This is a genomic window from Mycobacterium sp. 852002-51057_SCH5723018, from assembly GCF_001667035.1.
In the GTDB taxonomy this organism is placed as follows: Bacteria; Actinomycetota; Actinomycetes; order Mycobacteriales; family Mycobacteriaceae; genus Mycobacterium.
In genome coordinates, this window is the sequence record NZ_LZIR01000125.1 from 21,133 (window position 1) to 46,516 (window position 25,384).

The 25,384-nt window shown below is 69.8% G+C and carries 24 protein-coding genes; 8 read left to right on the forward strand and 16 right to left on the reverse strand.

Going from position 1 to position 25,384, the window contains the following annotated elements; all coding sequences use genetic code 11:
• Window positions 1-60: 60 nt before the first annotated feature.
• The 14 genes from xerD to A5764_RS25495 form a co-directional block, all read right to left on the reverse strand.
• A complete protein-coding gene (xerD, locus tag A5764_RS25435) occupies window positions 61-1,002 on the reverse strand; it encodes a site-specific tyrosine recombinase XerD (protein WP_067119091.1) in 942 nt (313 codons plus the stop codon).
• The gene (locus A5764_RS25440) at window positions 999-1,622 is read right to left on the reverse strand and encodes an NUDIX hydrolase (RefSeq protein ID WP_067119094.1); all 624 of its coding nucleotides are present in this window, start codon (window positions 1,620-1,622) and stop codon (window positions 999-1,001) included. The genes xerD and A5764_RS25440 overlap by 4 nt, the downstream gene beginning before the upstream one ends.
• Window positions 1,615-3,366, reverse strand: coding sequence for a CTP synthase (locus tag A5764_RS25445; protein ID WP_067119097.1), 1,752 nt, complete (start codon window positions 3,364-3,366; stop codon window positions 1,615-1,617). Before A5764_RS25445 ends, A5764_RS25440 begins: the two co-directional genes overlap by 8 nt.
• A gap of 124 nt (window positions 3,367-3,490) precedes the next feature.
• A complete protein-coding gene (locus A5764_RS25450) occupies window positions 3,491-4,435 on the reverse strand; it encodes a copper transporter (protein WP_067119100.1) in 945 nt (314 codons plus the stop codon).
• 21 nt (window positions 4,436-4,456) lie between these two features.
• Window positions 4,457-5,638 carry a putative cytokinetic ring protein SteA gene (gene steA, locus A5764_RS25455; RefSeq protein WP_067119103.1) on the reverse strand — a complete coding sequence of 394 codons (1,182 nt, stop codon included), beginning with the start codon at window positions 5,636-5,638 and terminating at the stop codon, window positions 4,457-4,459.
• Between the two features lie 187 nt (window positions 5,639-5,825).
• Entirely contained in the window at window positions 5,826-7,586 is a 1,761-nt protein-coding gene (gene recN, locus A5764_RS25460) for a DNA repair protein RecN (protein ID WP_067119106.1), read from the reverse strand.
• Window positions 7,587-7,611: 25 nt separating this feature from the next.
• Window positions 7,612-8,535, reverse strand: a complete 924-nt coding sequence (locus A5764_RS25465; RefSeq protein WP_067119108.1) for an NAD kinase — start codon at window positions 8,533-8,535, stop codon at window positions 7,612-7,614.
• The gene (locus tag A5764_RS25470; protein ID WP_067119111.1) at window positions 8,532-9,341 is read right to left on the reverse strand and encodes a TlyA family RNA methyltransferase; all 810 of its coding nucleotides are present in this window, start codon (window positions 9,339-9,341) and stop codon (window positions 8,532-8,534) included. Before A5764_RS25470 ends, A5764_RS25465 begins: the two co-directional genes overlap by 4 nt.
• 8 nt (window positions 9,342-9,349) lie before the next feature.
• Entirely contained in the window at window positions 9,350-9,523 is a 174-nt protein-coding gene (locus tag A5764_RS28620; RefSeq protein WP_156664881.1) for a hypothetical protein, read from the reverse strand.
• 231 nt (window positions 9,524-9,754) lie between these two features.
• Window positions 9,755-10,765: an HAD-IIA family hydrolase gene (locus A5764_RS25475; RefSeq protein WP_067119156.1), complete on the reverse strand. Its 1,011-nt coding sequence runs from the start codon at window positions 10,763-10,765 to the stop codon at window positions 9,755-9,757.
• A 15-nt stretch (window positions 10,766-10,780) separates the two neighbouring features.
• Window positions 10,781-11,566 carry a tetratricopeptide repeat protein gene (locus A5764_RS25480; RefSeq protein ID WP_156664882.1) on the reverse strand — a complete coding sequence of 262 codons (786 nt, stop codon included), beginning with the start codon at window positions 11,564-11,566 and terminating at the stop codon, window positions 10,781-10,783.
• 22 nt (window positions 11,567-11,588) lie between these two features.
• Entirely contained in the window at window positions 11,589-11,960 is a 372-nt protein-coding gene (locus A5764_RS25485) for a DUF732 domain-containing protein (protein WP_067119117.1), read from the reverse strand.
• Window positions 11,961-12,009: 49 nt separating this feature from the next.
• Window positions 12,010-13,281: a tyrosine--tRNA ligase gene (gene tyrS / locus A5764_RS25490; RefSeq protein WP_067119120.1), complete on the reverse strand. Its 1,272-nt coding sequence runs from the start codon at window positions 13,279-13,281 to the stop codon at window positions 12,010-12,012.
• A gap of 98 nt (window positions 13,282-13,379) precedes the next feature.
• A complete protein-coding gene (locus tag A5764_RS25495) occupies window positions 13,380-13,991 on the reverse strand; it encodes a DNA-3-methyladenine glycosylase (RefSeq protein ID WP_067119123.1) in 612 nt (203 codons plus the stop codon).
• Window positions 13,992-14,059: 68 nt separating this feature from the next.
• On the opposite strand from A5764_RS25495, the gene A5764_RS25500 reads away from it, so the two are divergent.
• The 4 genes from A5764_RS25500 to A5764_RS25515 all read left to right on the forward strand — a co-directional run bounded on the left by A5764_RS25500 (window position 14,060) and on the right by A5764_RS25515 (window position 17,754).
• Window positions 14,060-15,331: an ammonium transporter gene (locus A5764_RS25500; protein WP_067119126.1), complete on the forward strand. Its 1,272-nt coding sequence runs from the start codon at window positions 14,060-14,062 to the stop codon at window positions 15,329-15,331.
• Between the two features lie 144 nt (window positions 15,332-15,475).
• The gene (locus tag A5764_RS25505; protein WP_067119129.1) at window positions 15,476-16,252 is read left to right on the forward strand and encodes an ABC transporter ATP-binding protein; all 777 of its coding nucleotides are present in this window, start codon (window positions 15,476-15,478) and stop codon (window positions 16,250-16,252) included.
• 2 nt (window positions 16,253-16,254) lie between these two features.
• Window positions 16,255-17,004, forward strand: coding sequence for an ABC transporter permease (locus A5764_RS25510; RefSeq protein WP_231989822.1), 750 nt, complete (start codon window positions 16,255-16,257; stop codon window positions 17,002-17,004).
• Window positions 17,005-17,130: 126 nt separating this feature from the next.
• On the forward strand, window positions 17,131-17,754 hold the full coding sequence (locus A5764_RS25515) for a TetR/AcrR family transcriptional regulator (protein WP_067119131.1): 624 nt from the start codon (window positions 17,131-17,133) through the stop codon (window positions 17,752-17,754).
• Here the strand turns inward: A5764_RS25515 and A5764_RS25520 are convergent.
• The gene (locus A5764_RS25520) at window positions 17,720-17,947 is read right to left on the reverse strand and encodes a Trm112 family protein (protein ID WP_067119134.1); all 228 of its coding nucleotides are present in this window, start codon (window positions 17,945-17,947) and stop codon (window positions 17,720-17,722) included. The genes A5764_RS25515 and A5764_RS25520 overlap by 35 nt on opposite strands.
• A complete protein-coding gene (locus A5764_RS25525; protein ID WP_156664884.1) occupies window positions 17,940-20,957 on the reverse strand; it encodes an acyl-CoA synthetase in 3,018 nt (1,005 codons plus the stop codon). The genes A5764_RS25520 and A5764_RS25525 overlap by 8 nt, the downstream gene beginning before the upstream one ends.
• A 659-nt stretch (window positions 20,958-21,616) precedes the next feature.
• Here A5764_RS25525 and A5764_RS25530 point away from each other — a divergent pair.
• The 4 genes from A5764_RS25530 to A5764_RS29915 form a co-directional block, all read left to right on the forward strand.
• A complete protein-coding gene (locus A5764_RS25530; protein ID WP_067119142.1) occupies window positions 21,617-22,099 on the forward strand; it encodes a hypothetical protein in 483 nt (160 codons plus the stop codon).
• A 16-nt stretch (window positions 22,100-22,115) separates the two neighbouring features.
• Entirely contained in the window at window positions 22,116-22,856 is a 741-nt protein-coding gene (locus A5764_RS25535; RefSeq protein WP_067119145.1) for a gluconate 2-dehydrogenase subunit 3 family protein, read from the forward strand.
• Window positions 22,856-24,565 (forward strand): GMC family oxidoreductase, encoded by a 1,710-nt coding sequence (locus A5764_RS25540; RefSeq protein ID WP_067119148.1) that lies wholly within the window; start codon window positions 22,856-22,858, stop codon window positions 24,563-24,565. Before A5764_RS25535 ends, A5764_RS25540 begins: the two co-directional genes overlap by 1 nt.
• Window positions 24,558-25,384: trehalase-like domain-containing protein (locus A5764_RS29915; protein WP_304441345.1), on the forward strand; the 827-nt coding region annotated here is incomplete at its 3' end. The genes A5764_RS25540 and A5764_RS29915, both read left to right, overlap by 8 nt.

Consider the following 25,384-nt stretch of genomic DNA (forward strand, 5'->3'; position numbering starts at 1 on the left):
TGGGTATTCGCGCTTTTTGCGCAACAAGTCGACGTTGGGCGAAGGGGTTGTCGGGCGGGGTTACCGCGCCCGGGGATGGGCCCCGGCCCACACCTCACGCAGCGCGTGCACGGTGACCAGCGTGTAGATCTGCGTCGTGGTCACCGACGCGTGGCCGAGTAACTCCTGCACGACGCGGACGTCGGCGCCGCCTTCGAGCAGGTGGGTAGCGAAGGAATGCCGCAGCATGTGCGGCGACACCCCTGAGGTGATGCCGGCGCGCTCGGCGGCGTCCTGCAGCACCTGCCACGCGCTTTGCCGCGACAACCGCCCGCCGCGTGCGTTGAGGAAGATGGCCGGCGTGCCGCGGCCGCGGCGCGCCAGGTCGGGGCGGCCGCGCACCAGGTAGGCGTCCAGCGCCTGCACGGCGGGGCGCCCCACCGGCACCAGCCGCTGCTTGCCGCCCTTGCCACGCAGCAGCACGGACCTGGCCTCGGTGTCGATGTCGTCGACGTCAAGGCCGACGGCCTCGGAGATGCGAGACCCGGTGGAATACAACAGCTCCAGCAGCGCCCGGTTGCGCAGCGTCAGCGGGCCGTCGCTGGGGCTGTCGCCGCCGGCGCCTTCCAGCAGCGCCAGCACCTGGTCGATGGTCAGGCTCTTGGGCAGGCGGCGCCCCGGCGTCGGCGGCCTGACGGCCCGCGCCACGTCCAGCTCGGCGAGGCCCTCGGCGGCGGCGAACCGATGCAACCCGCGCACCGCGATCAGCGCCCGCGCCGCCGACACCGCCGACAGCGCCGTCGCCCCGGAATCGGGATCGCCGCGGCGGAGCGCCACCAGGAACTCGCTGACGTCGTCCTCGCCGACCTTGGCCAGGTCGTGAATCCCGCGGTCGCACAGGTGCTTGCTGTAACGCCGTAGGTCGCGGCGATAGGAGCTCAGCGTGTTTTTGGCCACGCCCCGCTCGATGGTCAGGTGGTCGAGGTAGCCCTGCAGTTGGCTCTCCAGCGCCACCGCCGTCACTGCGCAGCCTTTCGGGCGGCGAACGCCGTCGGCTTGTCGACCCACGGGCTGTCCACCGGGCGTGTCTCCGCCACCCCGTCGGTCACCGCGTGGGCGGCCAAAATCCCCGCCACCGCAATGGCATTCACGATTTCTCCGCTGAGCACCTTGCGGGTGGCCTCCGCGAGCGGATACCACTCGAGCGTCATGTCGGCCTCTTCGTCGTGCGCTTCGGGCCGGTCCACCTCGGTGAGCCCGGTGGCCAGGTAGACGCGCACCGATTCGTCGCTGAAACCGGGCGTGGAGTCGAGGTCGACTAGCACCCGCCAGCTGTCGGCCTTCAGGCCGGCCTCCTCCTGGAGCTCCCGGGCAGCGGTCAGCTGCGCCGGCTCGCCGCCGACGTCGAGCAGCCCGGCGGGCAGCTCCCACAGCCGCCGGCCGAACGCGTGCCGGTACTGATAGACCATCGGGATGTTGCCCTCGTCGTCCATCGCCACCACGGCCACGGCGCCGAAGTGCTCGACGACCTCGCGGACGACGAGCTTGCCGCCGGGCATCCGGACCCGATCGCGGCGCAGCGCGAAAATCTTTCCGGTGTGCAGCGTTTCGGATGACGCCGTCTCGAAGTTGTGCTCAGCCACGGGCCGCGGGCTCGGGTAGCGGCCGCTGAACGCTGTCTCGGGGTTGGTTACCGTTGGATGACTGCTCGGGAATTTCCACCGGCAGCTGCTCGCCCGCCTGGTAATCCAGGGCCGCCTTGACGAACGCCACGAACAGCGGGTGCGGCCGGGTGGGCCGGCTCTTCAGCTCGGGGTGGGCCTGGGTGCCGACGACGAACGGGTGTACGTCCGGCGGGTATTCGACGAATTCCACCAGGTGACCGTCGGGCGAGGTCCCGGAGAAACGCAGTCCGCTTTCGGAGATCCGTTCGCGGTAGGCGTTGTTGACCTCGTAGCGGTGTCGATGCCGCTCGGACACTTCGGTGGCCCCATAGGCTTGGGCCACAATGGAATCGGGCTCCAACACCGCGGGGTAGGCGCCCAGCCGCATGGTGCCGCCGAGATCGGCTTCGCCGGCGACGATGTGTTCCTGATCGGCCATCGTGGAGATCACCGGATCCGGTGTGCCCGGCTCGAATTCGGCCGAGTTGGCTTCGGTGAGGCCGACCGACCGCGCGGCTTCGATAACGATGCACTGCAGGCCGAGGCACAGCCCCAGCACCGGCAGCCCGCGCGCACGGGCGTGGCGGATGGCGCCGATCTTGCCCTCGATCCCGCGGATGCCGAACCCGCCGGGAATCAGCACGCCGTCCACGTCGCCCAGCGCGTGCGCGGCGTCGCCCGGGTCGGAGCAGTCGTCGGAGGGCACCCAGACCATCTCGACCTTGGCGTGGTGCTTGAACCCGCCGGCGCGCAGCGCCTCGGTGACCGACAAGTAGGCGTCGGATAGCTCAACGTACTTGCCCACCAACGCGACTCGCACCGTTTCGTGCGGTTCGTGGACCCGCCGCAACAGGTCGTCCCATTCGGTCCAGTCCACGTCGCGGAACGGCAGGTTGAGCCGGCGCACCACGAACGCGTCGAGTTCCTCGCGATGCAATACCTTGGGAATGTCGTAGATCGATGGCGCGTCGGGGGTGGAGATGACGCCGTCGATGTCGACGTCACACATCAGCGCGATCTTGTTCTTCAGCGCCTCGGGGACGTTGCGGTCGCTGCGCAGGATCAGCGCGTCCGGCGTGATACCGATGCTGCGCAGCGCGGCCACCGAGTGCTGGGTGGGCTTGGTCTTGAGCTCACCGGAGGGGGCCAGGTAGGGAACCAGCGACACGTGCAGGAAGAACACGTTTTCCCGGCCCAGGTCGTGGCGCACTTGGCGCGCCGCCTCCAGGAACGGCTGCGACTCGATATCTCCCACGGTGCCGCCGATTTCGGTGATGACGACGTCCGGGCGGTATCCGTCGGCGTCGGGTTGGGCCATCGCCCGGATGCGCCGCTTGATCTCGTCGGTGATGTGCGGGATCACCTGCACGGTGTCGCCGAGGTATTCGCCGCGCCGTTCCTTGGCGATGACGGTCGAATACACTTGCCCGGTAGTGACATTCGCCGAGCCGGACAGGTCGCGATCCAGGAACCGCTCGTAGTGGCCGACGTCGAGGTCGGTCTCGGCGCCGTCCTCGGTGACGAAGACCTCGCCGTGCTGGAACGGGTTCATCGTGCCCGGGTCGACGTTGAGGTAGGGGTCGAGCTTTTGCATCGTGACGTGCAGACCGCGGGCGGTCAGTAGCTGCCCCAGGCTGCTGGCGGTCAGCCCCTTGCCCAGCGAGGAGGCGACGCCACCGCTGACGAAGAGGTGCTTGGTGGCGGTTTGCGGGTGCTTTCGCACTGGCGACCTCCGTGAAGTGGGGCAGGGCTTGAAAGTTTTGTTCTAGCGATGAACTAGATGGGCCTGCCGACCCACGGAAACCCACCCTAACATCCACGACGCCGTGTCGCGGGGAACACGCCCGCTACTGCGGCACGGTGATCGACGTGGCCCCGTGGCCGGTGCCGTACTGCCCGATGTGGCCGCCGTTGATCAGATCGTGCAGGCCCAGCACCGCGGTGATCCGCCCAGGCGCCGCGTCGAGGTCGTCGACGGTGCTGATCGCCGACGACATGCCGGGATCGGCGCGGGTCACGGCGACCGCGGCGCCGCCCGTCGCCGAGCCGTCGCGCCCGGCCAGCAGGACGCCCGAGCCGTGCGGCGCCATGGCGGCGGAGAACCGAGCCACGCTGACGCCCTGGTTGCCGGCGTCTTGGGGCAGCCCGCCGCCGGTGACGACCAGCGCGGCGTTGGCCGCCCCGATGTGGTCGGCGGGCTGATAGGTGACGAAGCCGGTGTCGCGTAGCGATGCCAGCACCGTGTCGCGCTGGGCATCGTCGACGGGCGGCACCGCGGGGTTGGTGTTGATCAGCATGGCGATGCCCAACAAATCGCCGGCCTGCGAGCCCTGGTCGACGAGCTTGGTGCTCAGCTGCTGCCCGGCGGGCAGCACCGACGAGTTGACCACGGTCCGCAGTTTCTCCGCGGAGTTGGCGTCGACGAACTCCTGCGTCAGCGAGACGGTTCCGCTGACCGTGCCGCCGGCCTGGCCGATGAATTTGGTGACCGCTGCGACGTCGTCGTCTTTCGCGTCCGGGGTGCGAAACACGACCACCGACTTGCCGCCCAGCGCGTCGTGCACGATCCGGCCGGCGAGCTGGTTGTCGAAGTTGTTTGTGGCGGCGAGCTTTTCGTTCAGCACATTCTTCTGGTCGTTGAGCCCGTTGATTTGAGAGTACAGGTCGCGCTTCTCGTCACGCAGGCTGGACAGCAGGGTGTCGGAAAGGAAGCCCGAACCCAGCACGACTCCCACGGCCAAAGCCAGGAAGACGGCGGCCAGCGATAGGGCATGTTGGCGTAACGAGATCATTTAACGCACCGTCCTGAAGATTTAGGTGATCAAGTGCTGCACCCATAGGGAGAAGCGGTCCCAGTATTGGACGACCCAGTGCAGCACCACGCCGTCGGTGCGCGACACCCACAGGGCAACGATGACGGCGATCAGCATGGTCAGCGCCAGCAGCGCGATGGCGCCGGCCGAAATGTGGTTGCGGTATAAGGTCGCAACGGCCTTGGCGTCCACCACCTTCTCCCCCACCCGAAGCCGGGTCAGGAAGGTCGAGGGGTTGCTTTGCGTGCGCGTCCGGTCAAAGAACGTCTCGATGTTGGCGGTGTGGCCGGCCGTGACGAGCAGCGCGGCACCGTGGTGATCGGCGAGCAGCAGGGCCAGGTCGACGGCCGAGCCCGCGGCGGGGAAGGTCATCGCCCCGACGCCGAGGTCCTGGATCCTTTCCAGGCCGGGCGCGTGGCCGTCGGCGTCGGCGGGCAGCACCACGTGGGCGCCGCACTTGAGGGCCTCGGTGCTGATCTTGTCGGGGTCACCGACGATGATCTGCGGCCGATAACCCGCCTTGCGCAACACATCCGCGCCGGTGCCGACACCGATGAGCACCGGCTGGTACTCCTTGATGAACGGCTTGAGGGACTTCAGCTCGTCTTCGGCGCTGGACTCGTCGGCGACGATCACCACGTGCCGGCGGCGCAGGTCGATGTCGATGTCGGGGATGCCGATGCCGTCGATCAACAGCGGGCTTTCGCTCTTGATGAACTCAATGGTGTTGCCCGCGAACGCCTCCAGGTGGGCGGCCAGCCCGCTCTTGGCCTCGCGCATCAGGTCGGCGATGTCGTGGTCGGTGCGCTCGGTGCCACGGGCCAGCCGCCGGTCTCCGGCGTACACCCCGCCCTCATGCAGGCGAATCTTGGCGCCGTCCTTGATCTTTTTGAAGACGTCGGGCCCGGTCTCGTCGATCAGCGTCACGCCGTTGTTGACCAGCACCTCGGGGCCAAGGTTCGGGTAGCGGCCCGAGACCGACGGCGATGCGTTGACGACGGCGGCGATGTCTGCTTCCACCAGCGCGTCCGCGGTGATGCGGTCCAGATCCAGGACGTCGAGCACCACGATGTCGCCGGGGCAGACCCTGCGCAGCAAGCGGTCGATGTTCCGGTCCACCCGAGCGGTGCCGGTCAGGCCCGGCCGGGTGGTGTTACGCGATAGCAGCCCTGACATCTTCATGGGGGCGATTCTGTCGGTGAAGCCAGGGTGAGGCGAGTAGGCGCGCCGTAACATCAGCCTCAGAAGTTATCTACAGTCACACCTGTCACAAGCCGATTACGGGTTGGTCGCGCGAGGGTGCGCAGTTGTACAGCTTTTGCGGCGTGTCGCTGTACAGACACGCACGCTCGCGGCCGGAGAACAGGCCTTAGTTCTTGTCGCTTTGGGCGGTCTCGAGGAGCTCGCGGGCGTGGGCGCGGCCGCTGTCGGATTCGCCCAACCCGGCCAGCATCCGCGCCAGCTCGGCCACGCGGTCATCGCCGCTCGCCCGCCGCACCACGCTGGTGCCCTTGGGGCCGGCGCTATGCACCACCAGGTGCACGTCGGCGTAGGCGGCGACCTGCGCCAGGTGCGTGACGACGATGACCTGGTGGGTGCGGGCCAGTCGCGCCAGCCGACGCCCGATCTGCACCGCCGCCCGGCCGCCGACGCCGGCATCCACCTCGTCGAACACCATGGTGGTGCCCGCCGCGGAAGCGGCCAGCACGACCTCTAGGGCCAGCATCACCCGGGACAGCTCGCCACCGGAGGCGCTCTTGGCCAGCGGCAGCACGGTCATGCCGCGGTGGGCGGCGAAGCCGAACTCGACCTGGTCGATGCCGTCGGCGCCGGCCCGGGCCAAGGTCCCGGAGGGGCCTAAGGGAACAGTGAGCGCGGCGGGATCGTCGTGGCCGGCCGCGACGTCGGTGGTCACGTCGATGGTGAACACGGCGTCGGCCATCGCCAGCCCGGACAGCTCCGCGGTCACCTCCTTGGCCAACCGTTTGGCGGCTTTGCGCCGGAGTTTGCCGAGTTCGGTTGCCACGTCAGACAATTCGCGGGCCAGCTCGTCGACCCGTCGTTGCAGCGCGGTCACCGCCTCTTCGGAGACGTCGAGTTGGGTCAACCGCTCCCGGGATTCGTGTGCCCAGCGCAGTACGCCGTCGATGTCGGCGGCGTACTTGCGGGTCAGCGTTCGCAGTTGGGCCTGGCGGGCCAGCTTGGATTCCAGCGCGCTGGCGTCGACCGGCAGCTCGTCGAGGAAGGCGCCGAGTTCGCGGGCCGCGTCGGCGACCACCGTCAGCGCCTCGCCGATCTGGCCGGCCAACGACCGCAGCGTCGCATCGTCGGTGGATTCCAGTGCCGCCCTTGCCTTCCCGAGGTTGTCGGTGGCGCTGCGGCCGAGGTCGTCGGCGTCGTCGGCCGACAGCACCGCGCGTGCGCTGGCGGCGGCCTCGCGCAGCGTGTCGAGCTCGGAGAGGCGCAGGATGTCGGCGACCAGCGCGTCGTCTTCCCCGGGCTGCGGGTCGACGGTGTCGATCTCGTTGAGCGCGAACTTCAATCGGTCGGCCTCCTGGGCCAGTTCCCGCGCACGGTCGCGGCGTTCGATCATGTCGCGGCGCGCCGACAGCCAGGCCTCGCGCAGCTTGCGGTAGCGCTCCAGCGCCGGGCCCGCGCCCGCGAACCGGTCCAGCGCGCCGCGTTGTTCCTCGGGCCGCATCAGCCGCAGCTGGTCGTTCTGCCCGTGCAGGGTCAGCAGCTCGGTGGTGAAGTCGCCCAGCGACTTGGCGGGCACGCTGCGGCCGCCGAGAGACGCGCGCGACGGTCCGTCGCGGCTGACCGAGCGCAACGCGATGACGCTGCCGTCCTCGTCGCGCTCCGCCCCCACGGATTCCAGCATCTCGTCCAGGTGCGCCACCGTCTCGTCATCGAGATCGGTTGTGGTGAAACGGCCTTCGACGACCGCACGCTCGGCTCCCGACCGCACGCGGTTGGCGTCGGCGCGCGCACCGCCCAGCAGGTGCAGCCCGGTGACCACCATGGTCTTGCCGGTGCCGGTCTCACCCGTGAGCACCGTCAGGCCGCGGTCGAACTCCCCGACCGCGGCACTGATGGCGCCCAGCGACTCGATGCGTATTTCGGTCAGCATTCGGTCAGCACCTACGCCAGCGCCGTTACTTTCCGCGCCAGCCGGTCACCGGCAACCGGAACTTGCGCACCAGGCGGTCGGTGAACGGGGCGCTGTCCAGCCGCGCCCATTTCACCGGTGTGTCGCAACTGGTCACCTCCAGCCGCCCGCCCGCCGGTATCAGCATTTCGCGGCGCCCGTCGCAGAACACCAGGGCGTCGTGGCCGTCGGCTTCGATCTCGATTGCGACGGTAGCTTCGGGGCTGATGACCATCGGCCGCGCGAATAGCGCGTGAGCGTTGTTGGGCACCACCAGGATTGCCTCGAGGTCGGGCCACAGCACCGGGCCGCCGGCCGAGAACGCATAGGCGGTGGATCCGGTCGGCGTCGACACCAACACCCCGTCGCAGCCGAACGTCGACACCGGCCGCCCGTCGATCTCGACGACCACCCCGAGCACGCCCAAGCGCGGACCCTTTTCCAGGCTGGCTTCGTTGAGCGCCCACCCATGATTGATGACGCGGCCGCCGTGGCGCACCGCGATGTCCAGCGTCAGGCGGTCCTCTACGCGGTAGTCGCGGGCGACGACGTGGTCGAGCACCTGGTCGATGTGCTCCGCCTCAGCCTCGGCCAAAAAGCCGATGCGGCCCAGGTTGACGCCGAGCACCGGAATGCCGGCGTTGCGGGCCAGTTCGGCCGCCCGCAGGAAGGTGCCGTCGCCGCCGAGCACCAGCACCAGCTCGCAGCCCTCGGCGGCCTGCGGGTCGGCGTCGACCACCTCGATCTCGACGCCCATGGCGCGCATGTCGTCCGGGGACAGGTGCAGCGATCCCCGGTCGACCGCCTCGGCGGACAACACGCGAAGCGCTATTCCGTTCCCGCTCAACACCTTCTGGACGCGACGCGCGGTCTCGGTGGCTTCGTCGCGGCCGGTGTGGACCACCAGCAGAACGGTGCGGTGCTCGGTCATTGGGGGCCCTCTTCAACGGCGCGGTGCACTGCATTGGCGAGAGCTTCGCCGGCCAGACTCCGCTCGGCCTCGGCGCGCAGCCAGAGGAAGTATTCGACATTGCCTGAAGGGCCGGGCAGCGGGCTCGCGGTGACGTCGACCGTGTGCCAGCCCAGCTCCCCCGCGCGGCGCGTTACGGCCAGCACCGCGTCGGCGCGCAGGCCGGGTTCGTGCACCACTCCGCCGGCGCCGACCTGGCCCTTGCCCACCTCAAACTGCGGCTTCACCATGGGAACGATATCCGCGCTCGGCCGGGCGCATCCAATCAGCGCGGGCAACACGGTGGCCAGCGAGATGAATGACAGGTCGGCCACCACCAGATCGACCGGCCCGCCGATAGCCTCCGGCGACAGGTCACGAACGTTCGTCCGCTCGACGACGACCACCCGCGGGTCGCTGCGCAGCGCCCACGCCAGTTGGCCGTACCCCACGTCCGCGGCCAGCACTTCGGTGGCCCCGCGATCCAGCAACACCTCGGTGAACCCGCCCGTCGAGGCGCCGGCGTCCAGGCAGCGGCGACCGGCGACGTCAATGCCGAAGGCGTCCAGCGCCCCGATCAGCTTGTGCGCGCCGCGCGAGACCCAGCTACGTTCGCTGTCGTCGGCGACGGTCAGGGCCGCCGTGACGTCGACGGCGGTGGCGGGCTTGTGCGCCGGCATGCCGTCGATGCTGACCTTGCCGGCGCCGATCAACTCCGCGGCCTGCTGGCGAGATCGCGCCAGCCCGCGGCGGACCAGCTCGGCGTCAACGCGGGCACGTCGTGCCACCGCCGCACTCAGCCCTTCTCCGCCGACTCCAGCGCCTGCAGCAGCACGTCGTGCGCCTCGGAAAGGCGGCGGGCGATCTCTTCGAGCTCGGCGAGCGACAGGTCGTGTTCGGCGTCGGGCTCGGGCAACTTGGCCACCAGGGCGTCGATTTCAGCGCGGATCTGATCCGGATCGATAGTCATTGCGCTCCTACGGTAGTCACTCCGCTGGCCGTTATGAACTGTGCAGCCCCCGGCGAGTCACCCGCACGGGTGGATAATGGGGGTGTGTCGAGCCCGCCGAAGCGCAAGGCGAGCTACGAGCGCATCAGGATTCGACATGGACATTGGTGTAGTGCTGTTTGTGGGCGTGGTGGCGATCTGGATGTTCGCCATCTGGCTCGACTACAACGACCGCCACACCCACCACAGGCATTAGTCGTCGTGCATTAGAGACCAGCGCCGCAGGGCGTCGCGGGCCCGGTCGTCGCCGGCCTCGATGCGTAACGGCCGATCATCCGTCCGCGCGCCCCACACCGCGCTGGCCACGGCACGCACGACCGACAGCCCGTCACCCTCGTCGGCGCCGTTGGCGCTGACGGTCACCGCGTCGTCCCCCGCGTCGACGTGCCAGCCCGGCTGCGGCCCGACCGCGAGCAGCTCGCCGCCCTGGTGTAGCGACCGCAGGTCGTGGCCGATGTAGGTGGGCCGGAGGGCGGGCGCGGCGAACACCGCCTCGCGCGCGGTGCTGACGCCGGTGAGCACCATCAGGCTGGGCAGCTCGGCGGCGTTGGCGCCCTCGATGTCGGTGTCCAGCCGGTCGCCGACGACCAGCGGCGCGCGGAAGTCGCCGCGGGCCACCGCGTCCTGCAGCAGCCGCGGCGCCGGTTTGCCGGCGACCCGCGGTTCGGCGCCGGTGGCCGCCCGCAGCGCGGCCACCAACGATCCGTTGCCGGGCAGCAGGCCACGCTCGGTAGGCAGGGTGGGGTCGATGTTGGCGGCCACCCACAGCGCGCCGGCCCGGATGGCGAGGGTGGCCTCGGCGAGGTCGGGCCAGCCGATGGTGGTGGACAGGCCCTGCACGACGGCGACGGGATTGTCGTCGTAGCGGCGCACCGGGCGCAGCCCGACGGCGGCGATCTCGTTGGCCAGCGCCTCGGTGCCGACGATCAGGACGCGCGACTCCGGCTCCAGCTCGTCGGCCAGCAGCCGCGCCGCACTCTGGGCGCTGGTGACGACGTCGGTTCCGGTGGCGGTGAAGCCGAGATCGCGCAGGTGCGAGGCGACTTGGTCGGCGCTGCGGGACGCATTGTTGGTGACAAACAGCTTGCGGCTGCGCACCTCGTCGAGCGACTGCACCGCGCCGTCGGTGGGCGAAGCGCCGCGGAACACCGTGCCGTCCAGGTCGATCAGCAGGCAATCGTAGTCCTGCGCAATGGTTTTCATGGCTTCCACGTCACGTCAGCCCAGCTCGCTGACCCGGTCTTCGGCGTCGGTGACGCCGTCGACGTCGGCGGCGGCCGAACGCAGAAACCAGTGCAGCGCCTCGTCGTTGCGGCCGAGCGCCAGCAGCGTGTCGGCGTAGGCGTAGAACAGTCGCGCGGCCGTGCTGCCCGCGCGGCCGGGGTCGAGCTGCGGCGTGGAAAGCACGGTCAGCGCCTGTTCCAGTTGCCCGAGATCGGCCCGCGCGCCGGCGGCCACGATGCGCAACTCGTCGGCGTCGTCGCCGGACAGCTCGGCCGCCTCGGGTCCGCGCGCCAGCTCGATCGCCCGCTCCGGGCGGCCAAGCCCGCGTTCGCAATCGGCGATCAGCGCGAGCAACGACGACTTGCTGCCCATCCTGCGGGCGGCGCGCAATTCGGCCAGCGCCTGCGCCCAATCGCCGCAGTGATAGGCGGCGATTCCGACGGCTTCGCGGACGGCGGCGATCCGGCTGGAGCGGGCCCGGGCCGCGCGGGCATGGCTCAGCGCGGCCTGCGGGTCCTCGTCGATCAGCTCACCGGCGGCGACCAGGTGACGGGCCACCGCGTCGGCCGTCGCGCGGTCCAGGGTGCTCAGTTCGCGCCGGACCTCCGGTGCCAGCTGCCTTGCCTCCACCCCGGGCGGTATCGGGGGCGCATCCTGCGGGGCGCGATCGCCGTCGGGGGTCCTCGGCTGCGACGGGCGCGCCCGGCCGGGTCCCGACCACGGGCTGGCCGCCGAACGCGGTCGTCGTCCCCCGCCTTGCCTCTGCCTGTCGTCGACCACTCTCGAAAGAATACGGGCCGCGCTAGGCCGGGCCCCGGTCAGACAGCAGCGGCGCCATCACCGCCGGGCAATAGGTCGCGATCGCGATGACCGTGAACACGCCCGCCACGTCGCGGGACATACCGCTGCCCTCGGCCATCGCGGCCAAGACCGAGTCGAACGACCCGCCGGGCGCCACCAGCATCGGGCAGACCGACTGGCCCAGTGCCGTCGCGCCGGCCGGCTCCGGCACCGGAACCCCGGCGTTGGTGAGGGCCCGCAGGAACGCGTTGCCCATCAGGTCGGCGTGCACGGGCGCGGTCGGCAGCGCGACCAGGCCCGCCAGGCCGGCGCTCACCGCCACCAGCCGAAGGGCGGTCTGCTGTACACGTGTCGGGAATTCCACCGTGACCACAGTGGTCAGCCACGGTCACGTCGACGACACGGCGCGATAAAGGTTAGGCCTACACCTTTTCGATCCCGGCGATGTTGCGTTTGCCGCGGCGCAGCACCAGCCACCGGCCGTGCAGAAAGTCGGAGGGCTGCGGCGCCCAGGCCTCGCTGTCGATGCGCGCGTTGTTGACCGAGACGCCGCCTTCGCCGATGGTGCGCCGCGCGGCGCCCCTGCTGGCCGACAGGCCGCTGGCCACCAGGAGGTCGACGATCGTGTCCGGGGCGCCGGGTTTCAGCTCGGCGACCGAGGCCTCGCGCAGCGCGGCGGCCAGCGTCGCCTCGTCCAGGCGATCCAGTTCGCCCTGCCCGAAGAGCGCGCGGCTGGCGTGCTCGACGGCCTCGGTGGCCGCCTCGCCGTGCACCAGCACGGTCAGCTCGCGGGCCAGCCGGCGCTGCGCGGCGCGCTGCTGGGGCCGCTCGGCGGTCGCCTGTTCCAGCTCGGCCAGCTCGTCGGCCGACAGGAAGGTGAACCAGCGCAGGTAGCGGATGACGTCGGCGTCGGCGGTGTTGACGAAGTACTGGTACCAGGCATACGGACTGGTCATCTGGGGGTCCAGCCACAGGCTGCCGCCGCCGGTGGATTTGCCGAACTTGGTGCCGTCGGCGGCGGTCACCAGCGGGACCGTCAGCGCGTGCACCGTCGCGCCGAGCTTCTGGCGGACCAGCCGGACGCCGGCGATGATGTTGCCCCACTGGTCCGAGCCGCCGATCTGCAGCGTGCAGCCGTGGCGCTGGTGCAGCTCGACGTAGTCGTTGGCCTGCAGCAGCATGTAGCTGAACTCGGTGTAGGAGATGCCCTCCCCCTCGAGGCGCCGCCGGACGGTGTCGCGGTCCAGCATCACGTTGACCGAAAAGTGCTTGCCGACATCGCGCAGGAACTCGATCGCCGACATCGGGCCCGTCCAGTCCAGGTTGTTGACGACGAGGGCCCCGGTCGGTGAGGTCCCCGCGTCCGAGAAGTCGACGAAGCGCTCCAGCTGCCCGCGGATGCGTTGGGTCCAGTCGGCGACCGTGTCGGCCTCGTGCAGGCTGCGCTCGCCGATCTCGCGCGGGTCGCCGATCATCCCGGTGGCGCCGCCGGCGAGCACGATCGGGCGGTGCCCGGCGCGCTGGAAGCGGCGCAGCGCCAGCAGCGGCACCAAGTGCCCGGCGTGCAAGCTGGGCGCGGTCGGGTCGAAGCCGGCGTAGACCGTCATCGGCCCGCGCTTCGCCTCGGCGGCCAGCGCGTCGAGGTCGGTGGACTGGGCGATCAGCCCGCGCCAGCCCAGCTCGTCGAGGATCATGGTGTAGGAGTCTTCCAGAACGGCGCCGGGGGGCGACGAGCGTCGACTTGTTGTGCGGATTGGGCGCGTTTGGCCCGACAACTCGACGTTCGGCGCGGCTAGTCGCTGGTCCCGGGGGCGGGCGCCCGCGGACTTCGCCGGTATGCCGAGACCTCCGGCCGACCGGCCAGCCACAACCGCCAGGGTCGGTCGGCAGCCTGGCTGACCCCGACGCGCGGACCCGACACGGCGCTCAGCGGCGCGTGCAGCTCCAGGCTGACCGGGCTGCGGCGATTGAACAGGTCGATTCCGTTGTCGTCCATGGTGATTCCCAGCGCGGAGCACAGGTTGCCGGGGCCGCGGGCCAGCGCCGCGGTTCGGACCAGCTCGCCGCGGCGGCCGCGCGCGGCGTCGGTGCCCTCCTCGATGGCCGCGGCGCGCAGCAAGACCGCGGCGGCGGTGCCGTCGGGCCCGCAGGAGACGTTGGCGCACACGTGGATGCCGTGGCTGCGGTAGGTGTAGAGCCGCCCGGGCGGCCCGAACATCACGGCGTTGCGGCCGGACAGGCCGCGATACGAGTGGGCCGCGGCGTCCGGCCACGGACCGTCCGGGACGCCGCCGTACGCCTCGACCTCGACGACGACTGCGCGCACGCCGCGCCCGGTGAGGGTGGCGCCGAGAAGTCGATGGGCGGCCGCGACCGGGTCGACCACCAGCTCGTCTGCAGCCACCCACCGAACCTACCGGGGCCGCGAGCATGGCAGGATCCGGTTGCTCGCGTGGCGAAGGAGCCCAAACAATGCATGCGATCGACCCCGCGGCCACCGCATGGCTGCTGGCCAGCACGGCGTTGGTTCTGCTGATGACCCCAGGTCTGGCCATCTTCTACGGCGGCATGGTCCGCACCACCGGTGTGCTCAACATGATCATGATGAGCTTCATCTCCATTCCGCTGGTCACGGTGGCGTGGCTACTGGTCGGCTACACCATCGCGTTCTCCCAAGACGGGGCGCGCGGGTTCGTCGGGAATCTCGGCCACATCGGGATGCTCGGCATCGGCCCCGACACCGGTCGCGGCGCCGTTCCCGAGTTGCTGTTTGCCACGTTCGAGTTGATGTTCGCGATCATCACCGCCGCCCTGGTCAGCGGCGCGATCGCTGACCGCGCCAAGTTCGCGGCCTGGATGGTATTCGTACCGGTGTGGGCGATCGCGGTGTATTCGGTTGTCGCGCACTGGGTATGGGGGCCGGGTGGCTGGCTGGCCAAGATGGGCGTGCTCGACTATGCGGGCGGCCTCGTCGTCGAGATCGTCTCCGGCGCCTCGGCCCTGGCCCTGGCGCTGGTGCTCGGGCCCCGCATCGGCTTCAAGAAGGACGCCATGCGGCCGCACAATCTGCCGTTCGTCCTGCTCGGCGTTGGGCTGCTGTGGTTCGGCTGGTTCGGCTTCAACGCCGGGTCAGCGTTGGCGGCCAACGGAGCCGCCGCGGCGATCTTCCTCAACACGCTCGTCGCCGGCTGCCTGGGCATGCTCGGGTGGCTCTCGGTCGAACAGGTCCGCGACGGCAAGCCGACCACGTTCGGCGCCGCCTCCGGTGTGGTGGCCGGCCTGGTCGCCATCACGCCGTCGTGCGGCACCGTCAACACGCTGGGCGCGGCGATCGTCGGCCTCGCGGCGGGGATCGTGTGCTCCTTCGCGGTGGGCGCGAAATTCCGTTTCAACTACGACGATTCGCTCGATGTGGTCGGTGTGCACTTCGTCGGCGGCGTGGTCGGCGTGTCCTTGATCGGGCTGCTCGCCACGGCGGTGATGACGTCGGGTCCGCAGGGCCTGTTCTACGGCGGCGGCTTCACCCAACTGGGCAAGCAGGCGCTCGCGATCGTCGTCGTCGCGCTCTACGCGTTCACGGTGTCGCTCGTCATCGCCAAGGTGATCGACCGCGTCATGGGCTTCCGGCTCAGCGCGGAAGACGAGACCACCGGCATCGACCTGACTCAGCACGCCGAAACCGCCTACGCCGAAGGCGTGCACGGGCATCTGCCACAACGCCGCCCCGGATCCGACGGGCGCTGAGCTAACCCGCCGGCAGTACGCCCCGGCCCAGCGTGAAATCCACGACGCCATAGCGGCGTGTCGCGTCGCGAATCGCGCACTCGCTGCGCTGTCGGTAGCGGCTGGACTCTTGACAACCCCGCGTCAAGGGCGGATATTCATCACATGATGAGTTCATCAAGCGATGAATTACTGGCCCAGGGCCGCGCTCCGGCCGTCGACATCGAGCACCTGCGCGTCACCCGTTTCAAACGCCCTGTGCTGCATGATCTTTCGGTGCAGATAGCGCAAGGCACCATCACCGGCATCCTCGGCCCGTCGGGTTGCGGCAAGACCACGCTGATGCGCTGCATCGTCGGCACCCAGATCGTGTCTTCCGGCACCGTGACCGTGCTGGGCCGGCCGGCCGGCAGCCCGGCGCTGCGCCACCGCGTGGGCTACATGCCCCAGGACCCGACGATCTACAACGACCTGCGGATCGTCGACAATGTCCGCTACTTCGCCTCGCTGTATGGCTTCGACAACCGCGCAGCCGACGCCGCCATCGAGCGGGTCGGGTTGACCGACCACCGAACCGCGTACTGCGGCAACCTCTCCGGCGGCCAGCGCACCCGGGCATCGCTGGCGTGCGCCCTGGTCTGCCAGCCCGACCTGCTGGTGCTCGACGAACCCACGGTGGGTCTGGACCCCGTACTGCGCGTCGACCTGTGGGAGCAGTTCACCGACCTGGCCCGCGGCGGGACAACACTGCTGGTCTCCAGCCACGTGATGGACGAGGCCGACCACTGCGGCGACCTGATGCTGATGCGCGAGGGCGACCTGGTCGCCCACACCACCCCGACCCAACTACGAGAGGACACCGGATGCACGTCACTGGAGGACGCGTTTCTGTCCATCATCAAGCGCAGCACGACGCAAAAGGCCGGTCCCAAAGCCGGATAGGCCTGCGCGGCTATGCGGCCACCACGACGCGGATCCTCCGCCAGTTGGCCGCCGATCACCGCAGCATCGCGCTGATCCTGGTGGTGCCCATCCTGGTCATCACGCTGATGTACTTCATGTTCGAAAACGCCCCGCACCGACCGGGCGGCCCGACGCCGTTCAACAACGCCTGCCTGATCCTGCTGGGCCTCTTCCCGCTCTTCGTGATGTTCATCATCACGTCGATCACGATGCAGCGCGAACGCGCCTCGGGAACGCTGGAGCGCATCCTGACCACTCCCCTACGCCGGCTCGACCTGCTGATCGCCTACGGCACCGCGTTCTCGATCGCCGCTGCGGCGCAAGCGATCCTGGCATGCATCGTGTCGTTTTGGTTGCTCGGCTTCGACACGGCCGGCAGCCCGATGTGGGTGTTCGTGATCGCGATCGTCAACGCCATCCTGGGCGTCGGCCTGGGCCTGCTGTGTAGTGCGTTCGCGCGCACCGAGTTTCAGGCCGTGCAGTTCATCCCGCTGGTGATGGTCCCCCAGCTGCTGCTGGCCGGCATCATCGTGCCCCGGGCGCTGATGCCACACTGGCTGCAATGGATCAGCAACGTGTTGCCGGCCAGCTACGCGCTGGAGGCGCTGCAGCAGGTGGGCGCGCACCCCGAGCTCACCTACACCGCGGTGCGCGACATCGTCGTCGTGCTCGGCTTCGCGCTAGCGGCGCTGTGTTTGGCCGCGGCGACGCTGCGGCGGCGGACGCCCTAGTGGCGATCGCCAGCGCGGCGCAGCCGGGCGCAGGAGGGTCCCAGTGGTGATCGCAAGCGCGCCGCAGCCGGGCGCTGGGGGTACCCCCGCGGAGCCGGGCGCAGCGGGTCGCCACGGAGAGTCCTGGTGACGACCACCAACGACCGGCGCAGGCGGCCCGGACGACCGGCCGGCAACTCCGACACCCGCGAGCGGATCCTGGCCGGTGCGCGGGAACTGTTTGCCCGCAACGGGATTCGCAACACGTCGATACGGGCGGTGGCCGCGGCGGCCGGCGTCGATTCGGCGCTGGTGCATCACTACTTTGGCACCAAGGAACGGCTGTTCGCCGCGGCCGTCCAGATCCCGATCGACCCGATGGAGGTCATCGGCCCGCTGCGCGAGGTGCCGGTCGAGGAACTCGGCTACCGGCTGCCGTCAACGTTGTTGCCGCTGTGGGACTCAGAGATCGGCACGGCGTTCATCGCCACGCTGCGGTCGGTCCTCGCCGGCTCGGAGGTCAACCTGTTTCGCACGTTCATCCAGGACGTGATCGCGGTCGAAGTGGGTACTCGCGTCGACGACCCGCCGGGGAGCGGGGTCATCCGCGTCCAGTTCGTCGCGTCACAGCTGGTGGGCGTGGTGATGGCCCGCTACATCCTGCAGCTGGAGCCGTTCGCGACCCTGCCGGCCGAGCGGATCGCGCAAACGATCGCGCCGACCCTGCAGCGCTACCTCACCGGGGATCTGCCGGACGGGCTCGCGCCATGAGCCGCGCGTGCTCGTCCTCGTCGACGTCGCGGGCCTCGTCGATCAGCAACACCGGGATGCCGTCCTCGAGCCGGTAGGCGCGCCGCAGCCGCGGGTTGTAGAGCAACTCGGCCCCGTCTTCTTGGGAGACGAGCTCCAGCGGGCCCCGGTCGGCCGGGCACACCAGGATGCTCAGCAGCGCATCGTCAATCATCGCTCGCGCCGCTCAGCTCGGACCGCGCCCCGGGGGTCAGCCGGCGAAACTCGTTGCTGCCGGCGTCGAAATACCACGACTGGCGAGCCGCCTTGGGAATCCCGGCCGCCCGCAGGGCGCTGACGGTGGGCCGGTAGGTGGCGCTCAGCGTCAGCTCCGGGCACACCTGCACGATGTCGGGTCCCACCCCGATGGGGATATTCGCGACGGCCTCGGTCAGGTCGGCGGCGGTGATGCTGGCCCCCGGCAGCAAGGTCACCGCCGACACGGCCAGCTGGTGCGCACCGACCGGCACGTTGTAGGTGACCGCGAGGTCGACGCCGTTGATGCAACTCAGCGCGTCGGTGACGGGCTCGACGAACACCAGGCCGCGCGCCGTGTGGACCACCGAGCCGCGCCGGCCCGCCAGCCAGTAATCCCCGTCGTTGTCGCGGTAGAACAGGTACTCGGTGGAGATCCAGGTGTCGGCCGGCGCGAAGACACCCCGTTTGACCGACGCGCTCGGATCGATCGGCCCCTTGGACGCGGCAAGCAGGACACCGACCTGGTGCGGTTCGGCGACCTGAACGAAGCCGCGGTCGTCCTCCAGGATCAGGTCGTGCTCGGCGTCGTAGGCGGCGAGCTCGACCCGTCCGACGCCGGGCAGCGGGCGGCCCTTGCTGCCGATCTTGGCGCCGGACACGTTGGCCAGCACCGCTTGTCCATCCGTGGTGGCGAAGAACTCGACGACGTGGGCGGGCGTGAACGCGTCGAGGACCCGCTGCCACAGGCCGGTCGGCATGCCGGAACCGATGAACAGCCGCACCGGGTGATTGCCGTGCAGCACGAACGCGGGATCGTCAACGACGTCGCGCAACAGGGCCCAGGTGTAGGACACCACCGTGACGCCGTACTGCCGCACCTCCTGGACGAACCGGGCCGGGTTCAGGCCGCGCGACAGCGCGATGCGGGTGCCCCCGACGACGGCGCCGCCCAGGCTGACCAGCAGCGCGGACTCGTGGTGCAGCGGAGTCAGGCAATAGACGGTGTCGCGGCGGTCCAGCGCGGCGGTCGAGGCGGTCCCGAAGGCCGACACCGCCCAGCGGTAGTTGGTGATCTGCTTGGCCACCAGCTCGCCGCCGGCCGCGCTGAACGCGATGAACGCCAGGTCGCGGGCTAGTCCGGGGTTGGGCCGGTACCACGCCGGCAGCTTGACGGCGTCGGGGTCGATCTTCTCCATGTCGATGACGTCCGCGTCCTCGGGCAGGTGCAGATCGCGCGACTCGCCGCCGCCGAGCACCAGCACCTGGCCCGGCAGCTGGCGCGCCGCGTCCAGGTTGGTGGGGTCGGTGAGGATCTCGCTGACGCCGCCGAGCCGGACCGACGCGGCCAGGTCGGCGTCGGGCCGCATCACCACCGCGGTGGCGCCGAGCCGCGACAACGCGGCGATGGCCACCAGCGCGCTGGGCCGGGTCTCCATCAAGACGCCCACCCGGTCGCCCTGGCGCACCCCGACTTCGATCAGGCCCCGAACCACGTTGTTGATGCGCCGGTTCACGGCCTCGTAGGTGTGCACGCGCCCGTCGAACAACAGAAATTCGCCCTGCGGGGCGTCGTGGGCCTGCTCCTCGATGATGCGGCCCAGCGAGATGCGGGTGTGGTCGTTGATCTGACCGAGCCGCACCAGCCGCGGCAGCGTCCGGGCCGTCTCCACCGCCAGGGTGCGCACCGACTTGTTAGCCGCGACGACGGTGTTGGCCGCGCCGCGCACGGCGCCCAGCGCCGCCTCGGAGACCTCCCCGATGCCGTGCACCAGCCGGGAGCTCAGCGCGACACCGCTGTCGGTGTGCTCCTCGGGCTGGTCGGCCATCAGGTCGATGCCTTCCGGTTTGTCGCCCCCGGTGGAAAGCCATTTCACCCACTTCGCCACCGTCGGCCAGCTCTGATGAGCCGCCTTTGATCCGACGACCAGCCCGAAATGACCTGTGCGAATGAGGCTTTCGTACACCTCGGCGTCCGGCGCCGCCCGGCGGATGCCGCGCACCGAGGCGGGCTGCCCGATGTCGTCGACCTCGCCGACGAACGCCAGGACGGGGCAGGTGATGTCGGTGAGCGTGACCATCTGCCCGTTGACGGCGAAACCGCCGGTCATCATGCGGTTGTGGGCGATGAACTGCTTGAGCAGCTCGGAGATCGCCGGGCCCGACCACGCGATCCATCCCTCGCGTTCGAGGAACCGGCGCTGCTGTTCGCGCGGCAGCAGTGCCTCGCGGTCGTGCAATTGGCGCACGAAGTCCACCCGCGCCTTGGCGGTCTTGAGCGGGTCGAGCATCTGAAAGCCGGTGCGCGCCATCCAGCTTGGGATGGCCAGCCGGCTGAAGACGTGGTCGGCCATGAAGTTGGCGGCCGGCGCGGCGAAGTTTGCCGGGATGCCCATCGGCAGGGCGGCCAGGGTGTCCACTGGCGAGCCGAAAGTGACAATGCTGGCCAGGCTTTTCGAACGCCGGTAGGCGGCGACCTGGTAGCACCACATGCCACCCTGCGAATACCCGACCAGATGGATGTCGCTGCCGGTGGTGTCCTTGACCGTGTCGATGGCCTGACTGAGCGCGACGATGTGGTCGGCCAGGGTGCGGCGCATGCCGCCTTCGACCTTGTCGGGCGAGCCGAAGTCGATGACCCAGGGGTCCAGCCCATTGGCGTGCAGGATGCCCACCGCCCCGTCTTCCCTGGTGACGTCCCACATGTCGGCCGACATCATCATCGGGTGCACCATCAGCACGGGCGGTCCCACCGGCGGTTGCCCGGGCCGGTTGGCCGGGGGGAAGTACCGCCGAAGCTTGTACATCGGCACGCTCTCGACGATCTGGGAGGGCGACGGGACACTACCGGTTTCCAAGCCCCCCAGCCGCAAGACCTCCAGCCCGTTCTGTGCCGTGGCGATCAGACGCCCGACCGGTCGTGTGACCATCGAAATATTGAGATCCACCGCTGCTCCCTGACTCTTGACAGCTCCGACATCATGGCACATCAGCGAGCCGAGCGGTTTTGGTCAGGGCGTTTGCCCGGGCGGCCGCCTGGTGACGCCGCGGCGGCCCGGCAGTACTGTCCGTCGCGTCAATTTCCGCCATCTCGCGCAGCCACGCAGCCATCAGCCGATCGCCTGGGGCGAGCCGGCGGTGGCGAGCCGCCGTCTCCCGATCCCCGCGGCGCAAACCGGTCGCCGGCGACGGATCCGTCCGCCGGCGGGTGCCTGGGGTGGCTGCGCCGCGACCGGCGCGTCGGCGCCCGCGCCATGGTGCCGATTTGCGTTGCACCGCATGGTAGTACGCACCGCGAGCAGCACCTCAGCGAATTCGATGGTTAACCCCCCTGGATGGGGGTACTTCACCGAAGCGCATGGTTCGCGGCGCATGCCTGCATGCCGTCAGGACCACCTCGGTTGAAACACGCAGCTGGGCGCATAGCCAGTTCGCTGGCAGCATCTCGACTCGTTTATGTGACCGGGTCGTCCGGGGTGGCTGCTCAAGCGTGTTTCCTTGCGGGAGTGAGGTGGCCCGATGGGCAAAACGGCGGCGGACTTTCTCCCCAAGCGGCTCTTGGCGCGGGGCGTCGATGCCCCGCAACGGTTCAGCAAGGAATTCAGGCGGGGCCAGTGACGCCCGACCGACGTCAGGAAAGGGAAGGGAAATGTTGTTGCTAGGCAACGGCGGACGGCGCGGCGGGCGCGAGGCCGAACATCTGGCTGAGCGGGCGCTGTACGACGTCGCGCACGGTCGCTTCGAACGCTCGCTGTCCGGTCTGACCGCGGTAGCGGCCCTCGTCACGACGGCGGAAATCTATTTCGAGCACTACAAGGCCAGCTTCGGCAACAAATGGATGTGGAGCCCGATCGTGGTGACCCCGCCGGTGGTTGTCGCCGGAATCGGCGGGGTGTTCTCGCGGCGGTGGGCCAAGCTTTGGCTGCCGATCACCGCCGCCGTCTACACCGCCAACGGGTTATTGGGCGAGTACCTGCACATCCGCGGCGTCGGGCGCAAGCCGGGCGGGTGGAAGAACGCGTCCTACAACGTCCCGATGGGCCCGCCCGTCGCGGCACCCGGACTGATGTGCATGGTCGGCGGCATGGGGCTGCTGGCCTCGGCCCTGCGCCGCGAACGGTTCAGGCGATAGCTGAGGGACCGTCACGATGACCTCCCGCCCTGACCACCTGCCCAACCTGCGCGAGGGCGGCAAGCCCCCGCACCCGTCCTGGTTGCCGAAACAACGCCGCGGCACCACGCCGCAGATGATCGGGCGATACCCCGACTTCGACGTGCTGGAAACCGCCGACTCGTGGGATGAAGCCACCAGGAAGGTGGTGCTGGCCCGGCTGGAACCGCCTGGGCCGCTGCGCTTTTTCAGCGAGGACGAGGAGCCGTGCCTACGCGCGTTCTGTGACACGGTGCTGGCGCAGGACACCGAGCCGCGGGTGCCGGTGGCCGAGTCCGTCGACAACAAGCTCGCCGAAGGGAAGCTCGACGGCTACCAGTACGCCGACATGCCCGACGACCGCGACACCTGGCGGCTGGTGCTGCGCGCGCTCGACGAGACCGCGTCGCGCCGCTACGGCAAGGCGTCGTTCGCCGACGCCGAGGCCGAAACCCGTGAGGCCATCATCGACCAGTTCTCCCAGGGCCTGCTGGAGGGCGGAACGTGGGACCGGCTCAACGTCAAACGCGCGTGGTCGGTATGCATGCGGATGGTGCTGTCGGGCTTCTACTCGCACCCGTGGGCCTGGAACGAGATCGGCTTCGGCGGCCCGGCATATCCGCGCGGGTTCATGCGTCTCGGCGGCGCCACCGGCCCGGCCGCGGCACGCGAGCCGTACGAAACCCCCGGCGCCACCGAGGAGGACCCGGTCCGCGTCGTGCAAAGCGGTGACGTGTGATGGGCGATCTACTGCGTGGCCTGCTGAAGGGGGCGGTCGGGCCAAGGGACAACGATTCGCGGTTCCTGCTCGACGTGCATTCGCGTGACCTGCCCGGCGAAAAGACCATGCGCCGCTACCGCGACGACGACGCGGTGGACCTGGTGGTCGTCGGGGCCGGGGCGGGCGGCTCGGTGCTCGCGCAGCGGCTGGCCCGCGCGGGCTGGCGCATCGTGATCCTCGAGGCCGGCCCGTTCTGGCACCCCGACGAGGACTGGGTCTCCGACGAGGCCGGCTCGCACGCGCTGTACTGGACGCAGAAGCGCATCATCGGCGGCTCGGACCCGATCGAGCTGGGTAAGAACAACTCCGGCCGCGGCGTGGGCGGCTCGATGGTGCACTACGCCGGATATACGCCGCGCTTCCACCCCAGCGACCTGCAGACCTACACCCTCGACGGGGTGGGCGCGGACTGGCCCATCGGCTACGAGGACCTGCTACCCCACTACGAGCAGCTCGAGCTCGAGTTGCCGGTGGCCGGCCAGAACTGGCCGTGGGGCTACCCCCACCGTTATCCCTTTTCGCCGCACCCGATTTCGGGTGCGGCCGCCAGGCTGTGGGAGGGTGCGCTGCGGCTCGGCATCAAGATGCGCGTCGGGCCCGTCGGCATCGTCAACGGCACCTTCGGTAACCGGCCGCACTGCATCTACCGCGGCTACTGCCTGCAGGGCTGCAAGGTCAACGCCAAGGCCAGCCCGTACGTCACGCACCTGCCTGACGCGCTGTCCCACGGCGTGGAGATCCGCGCCAACTCCATGGCCGCCCGCGTCGAACTCGACGAGACCGGCGCCGCCCGAGGGGTGGTGTACTACGACGAATCCGGCGGCACCGAACGGCTACAGCGCGCCAAAGCAGTTGCGGTCGCCGGGTATTCGATCGAAACCCCGCGCCTGCTGCTGAACTCCGTCAGCGCCCGCTTCCCAAACGGGCTGGGCAACAGCGACGATCAGGTCGGGCGCTACGTCATGGTGCAGGGCGCCACACAGTCGGCCGGCAGGTGGTCCGACGAGGTCCGGATGTACAAGGCTCCCCCGCCGGAGGTGTCCTCCGAACAGTTCTACGAGACCGACCCGTCGCGCGGTTTCGCCCGCGGCTTTTCCATCCAGACCGTGTCGCCGCTGCCCATCGGCTGGGCCGAACACGTGCTGGCCGACGGGCACTGGGGCCGCGCCCTGCGCGAGTACATGCGCGACTACAACCACTGGGCGACCATCGGCGTGCTCAACGAGCTGTTGGCGCGGCCGGACAACCGGGTCACGCTCGCAGCCGAGACGGACCCGTACGGCCTCCCGGTGGCCCGCTTCGACTACACCCTGTGCGATAACGACAAGGCCAATATGGCCTACTCCACCAAAGTGATCGGTGAAATCCTGCACGCGGCTGATGCCCAGGACGTGCTGACCATCCAGCGGTTCGCCCACCTGATCGGCGGCGCGCGGATGGGCACCAGCCCGCAGAATTCGGTGGTCGACTCCGATCAGCGCGTCTGGGGCGTGCCGAACCTGTTTCTGGCCGACGGGTCGGTGTGTCCCACCCAGGGTTCGGCCAATCCGGCGCTGACGATCATGGCGCTGGCCTCCCGGCTGGCCGAACGGATGGCGAGCGGGAAGATCCGCACCCACGCGGGCGGTGCCGCCCGGCGGTCTTCGAAAGCGGGGGCGCGTGGCTGACGAGACGATCGACGTCGAGGCGGCCTTCCCGCCGCGAGTGCTGCGCGAGTACGCGCTGCTCGCCGACGGGGAGCGCGGCGCGCTGATCGGCCCACGGGGCGACGTGGCATGGTTGTGCGCGCCGCGCTGGGATTCCGACGCCGTCTTCTCCAACCTGATCGGCGGCGACGGGGTGTACGCGATCACCCCGACCGAAGTGCGGCATGTGTGGGGCGGCTATTACGAGCCGGGAACGCTGATCTGGCGCAACCGGTGGATCACCCGTGACAGCACCGTGGAGTGCCGCGAGGCGCTGTCTTTTCCCGGCGACCCCGACCGGGCGGTGCTGCTGCGGCGCATCGTGGGCTGCCGCGGCGCGACGCGGCTACGCGTGCTGTTGCAACCGAGCGCCGGGTTCGGCCGCCACGGCCCCGGGCGGCTGACCCTCGATAACGGGGTCTGGAGCGGCCGGTCGGGAAAGTTGCGCTGGCGGTGGCTGGGCGGCTGCGACGCCCGCGCCGTGCGCTCCGGACACGGCGGCAGAGAAGTGCTCAGCTGCGAGATCACCGTCGACGAGGGGCAGGAGCACGACCTGGTGCTCGAGTTCTCCGAGCGCGCACTGCCCGACCAGCCGCCCGATCCGGCGCTCGGCTGGGATGCCACCAACGACGCCTGGCACCGCCACATGCCGCAGCTGAATTGCCCCATTGCGCCCCGCGACGGGCATCACGCCTACGCGGTGCTGCGCGGGCTGACCAGCAGTGGCGGCGCTGTCCGGGGCGATTGGCGCGATGAGCGGCCCCCTGCCCGGCGGGGCACCGGCCCGCGCCCCCCCCATGC

Coding starts and splice junctions, on each gene's coding strand:
- A5764_RS25475 (WP_067119156.1), bottom strand. CDS start 10,765: ATGAAAACCATTGCGCAGGACTACGATTGCCTGCTGATCGACCTGGAC.
- tyrS (WP_067119120.1), bottom strand. CDS start 13,281: ATGATCCTCGACGAGCTGGGCTGGCGCGGGCTGATCGCCCAGTCCACC.
- A5764_RS25530 (WP_067119142.1), top strand. CDS start 21,617: ATGTTGTTGCTAGGCAACGGCGGACGGCGCGGCGGGCGCGAGGCCGAA.
- A5764_RS25535 (WP_067119145.1), top strand. CDS start 22,116: ATGACCTCCCGCCCTGACCACCTGCCCAACCTGCGCGAGGGCGGCAAG.
- A5764_RS25505 (WP_067119129.1), top strand. CDS start 15,476: ATGATGAGTTCATCAAGCGATGAATTACTGGCCCAGGGCCGCGCTCCG.
- A5764_RS25500 (WP_067119126.1), top strand. CDS start 14,060: ATGCATGCGATCGACCCCGCGGCCACCGCATGGCTGCTGGCCAGCACG.
- A5764_RS25540 (WP_067119148.1), top strand. CDS start 22,856: ATGGGCGATCTACTGCGTGGCCTGCTGAAGGGGGCGGTCGGGCCAAGG.
- steA (WP_067119103.1), bottom strand. CDS start 5,638: ATGAAGATGTCAGGGCTGCTATCGCGTAACACCACCCGGCCGGGCCTG.
- A5764_RS28620 (WP_156664881.1), bottom strand. CDS start 9,523: ATGACTATCGATCCGGATCAGATCCGCGCTGAAATCGACGCCCTGGTG.
- A5764_RS25450 (WP_067119100.1), bottom strand. CDS start 4,435: ATGATCTCGTTACGCCAACATGCCCTATCGCTGGCCGCCGTCTTCCTG.
- A5764_RS25525 (WP_156664884.1), bottom strand. CDS start 20,957: ATGTGCCATGATGTCGGAGCTGTCAAGAGTCAGGGAGCAGCGGTGGAT.
- A5764_RS25465 (WP_067119108.1), bottom strand. CDS start 8,535: ATGACCGAGCACCGCACCGTTCTGCTGGTGGTCCACACCGGCCGCGAC.
- A5764_RS25520 (WP_067119134.1), bottom strand. CDS start 17,947: ATGATTGACGATGCGCTGCTGAGCATCCTGGTGTGCCCGGCCGACCGG.
- recN (WP_067119106.1), bottom strand. CDS start 7,586: ATGCTGACCGAAATACGCATCGAGTCGCTGGGCGCCATCAGTGCCGCG.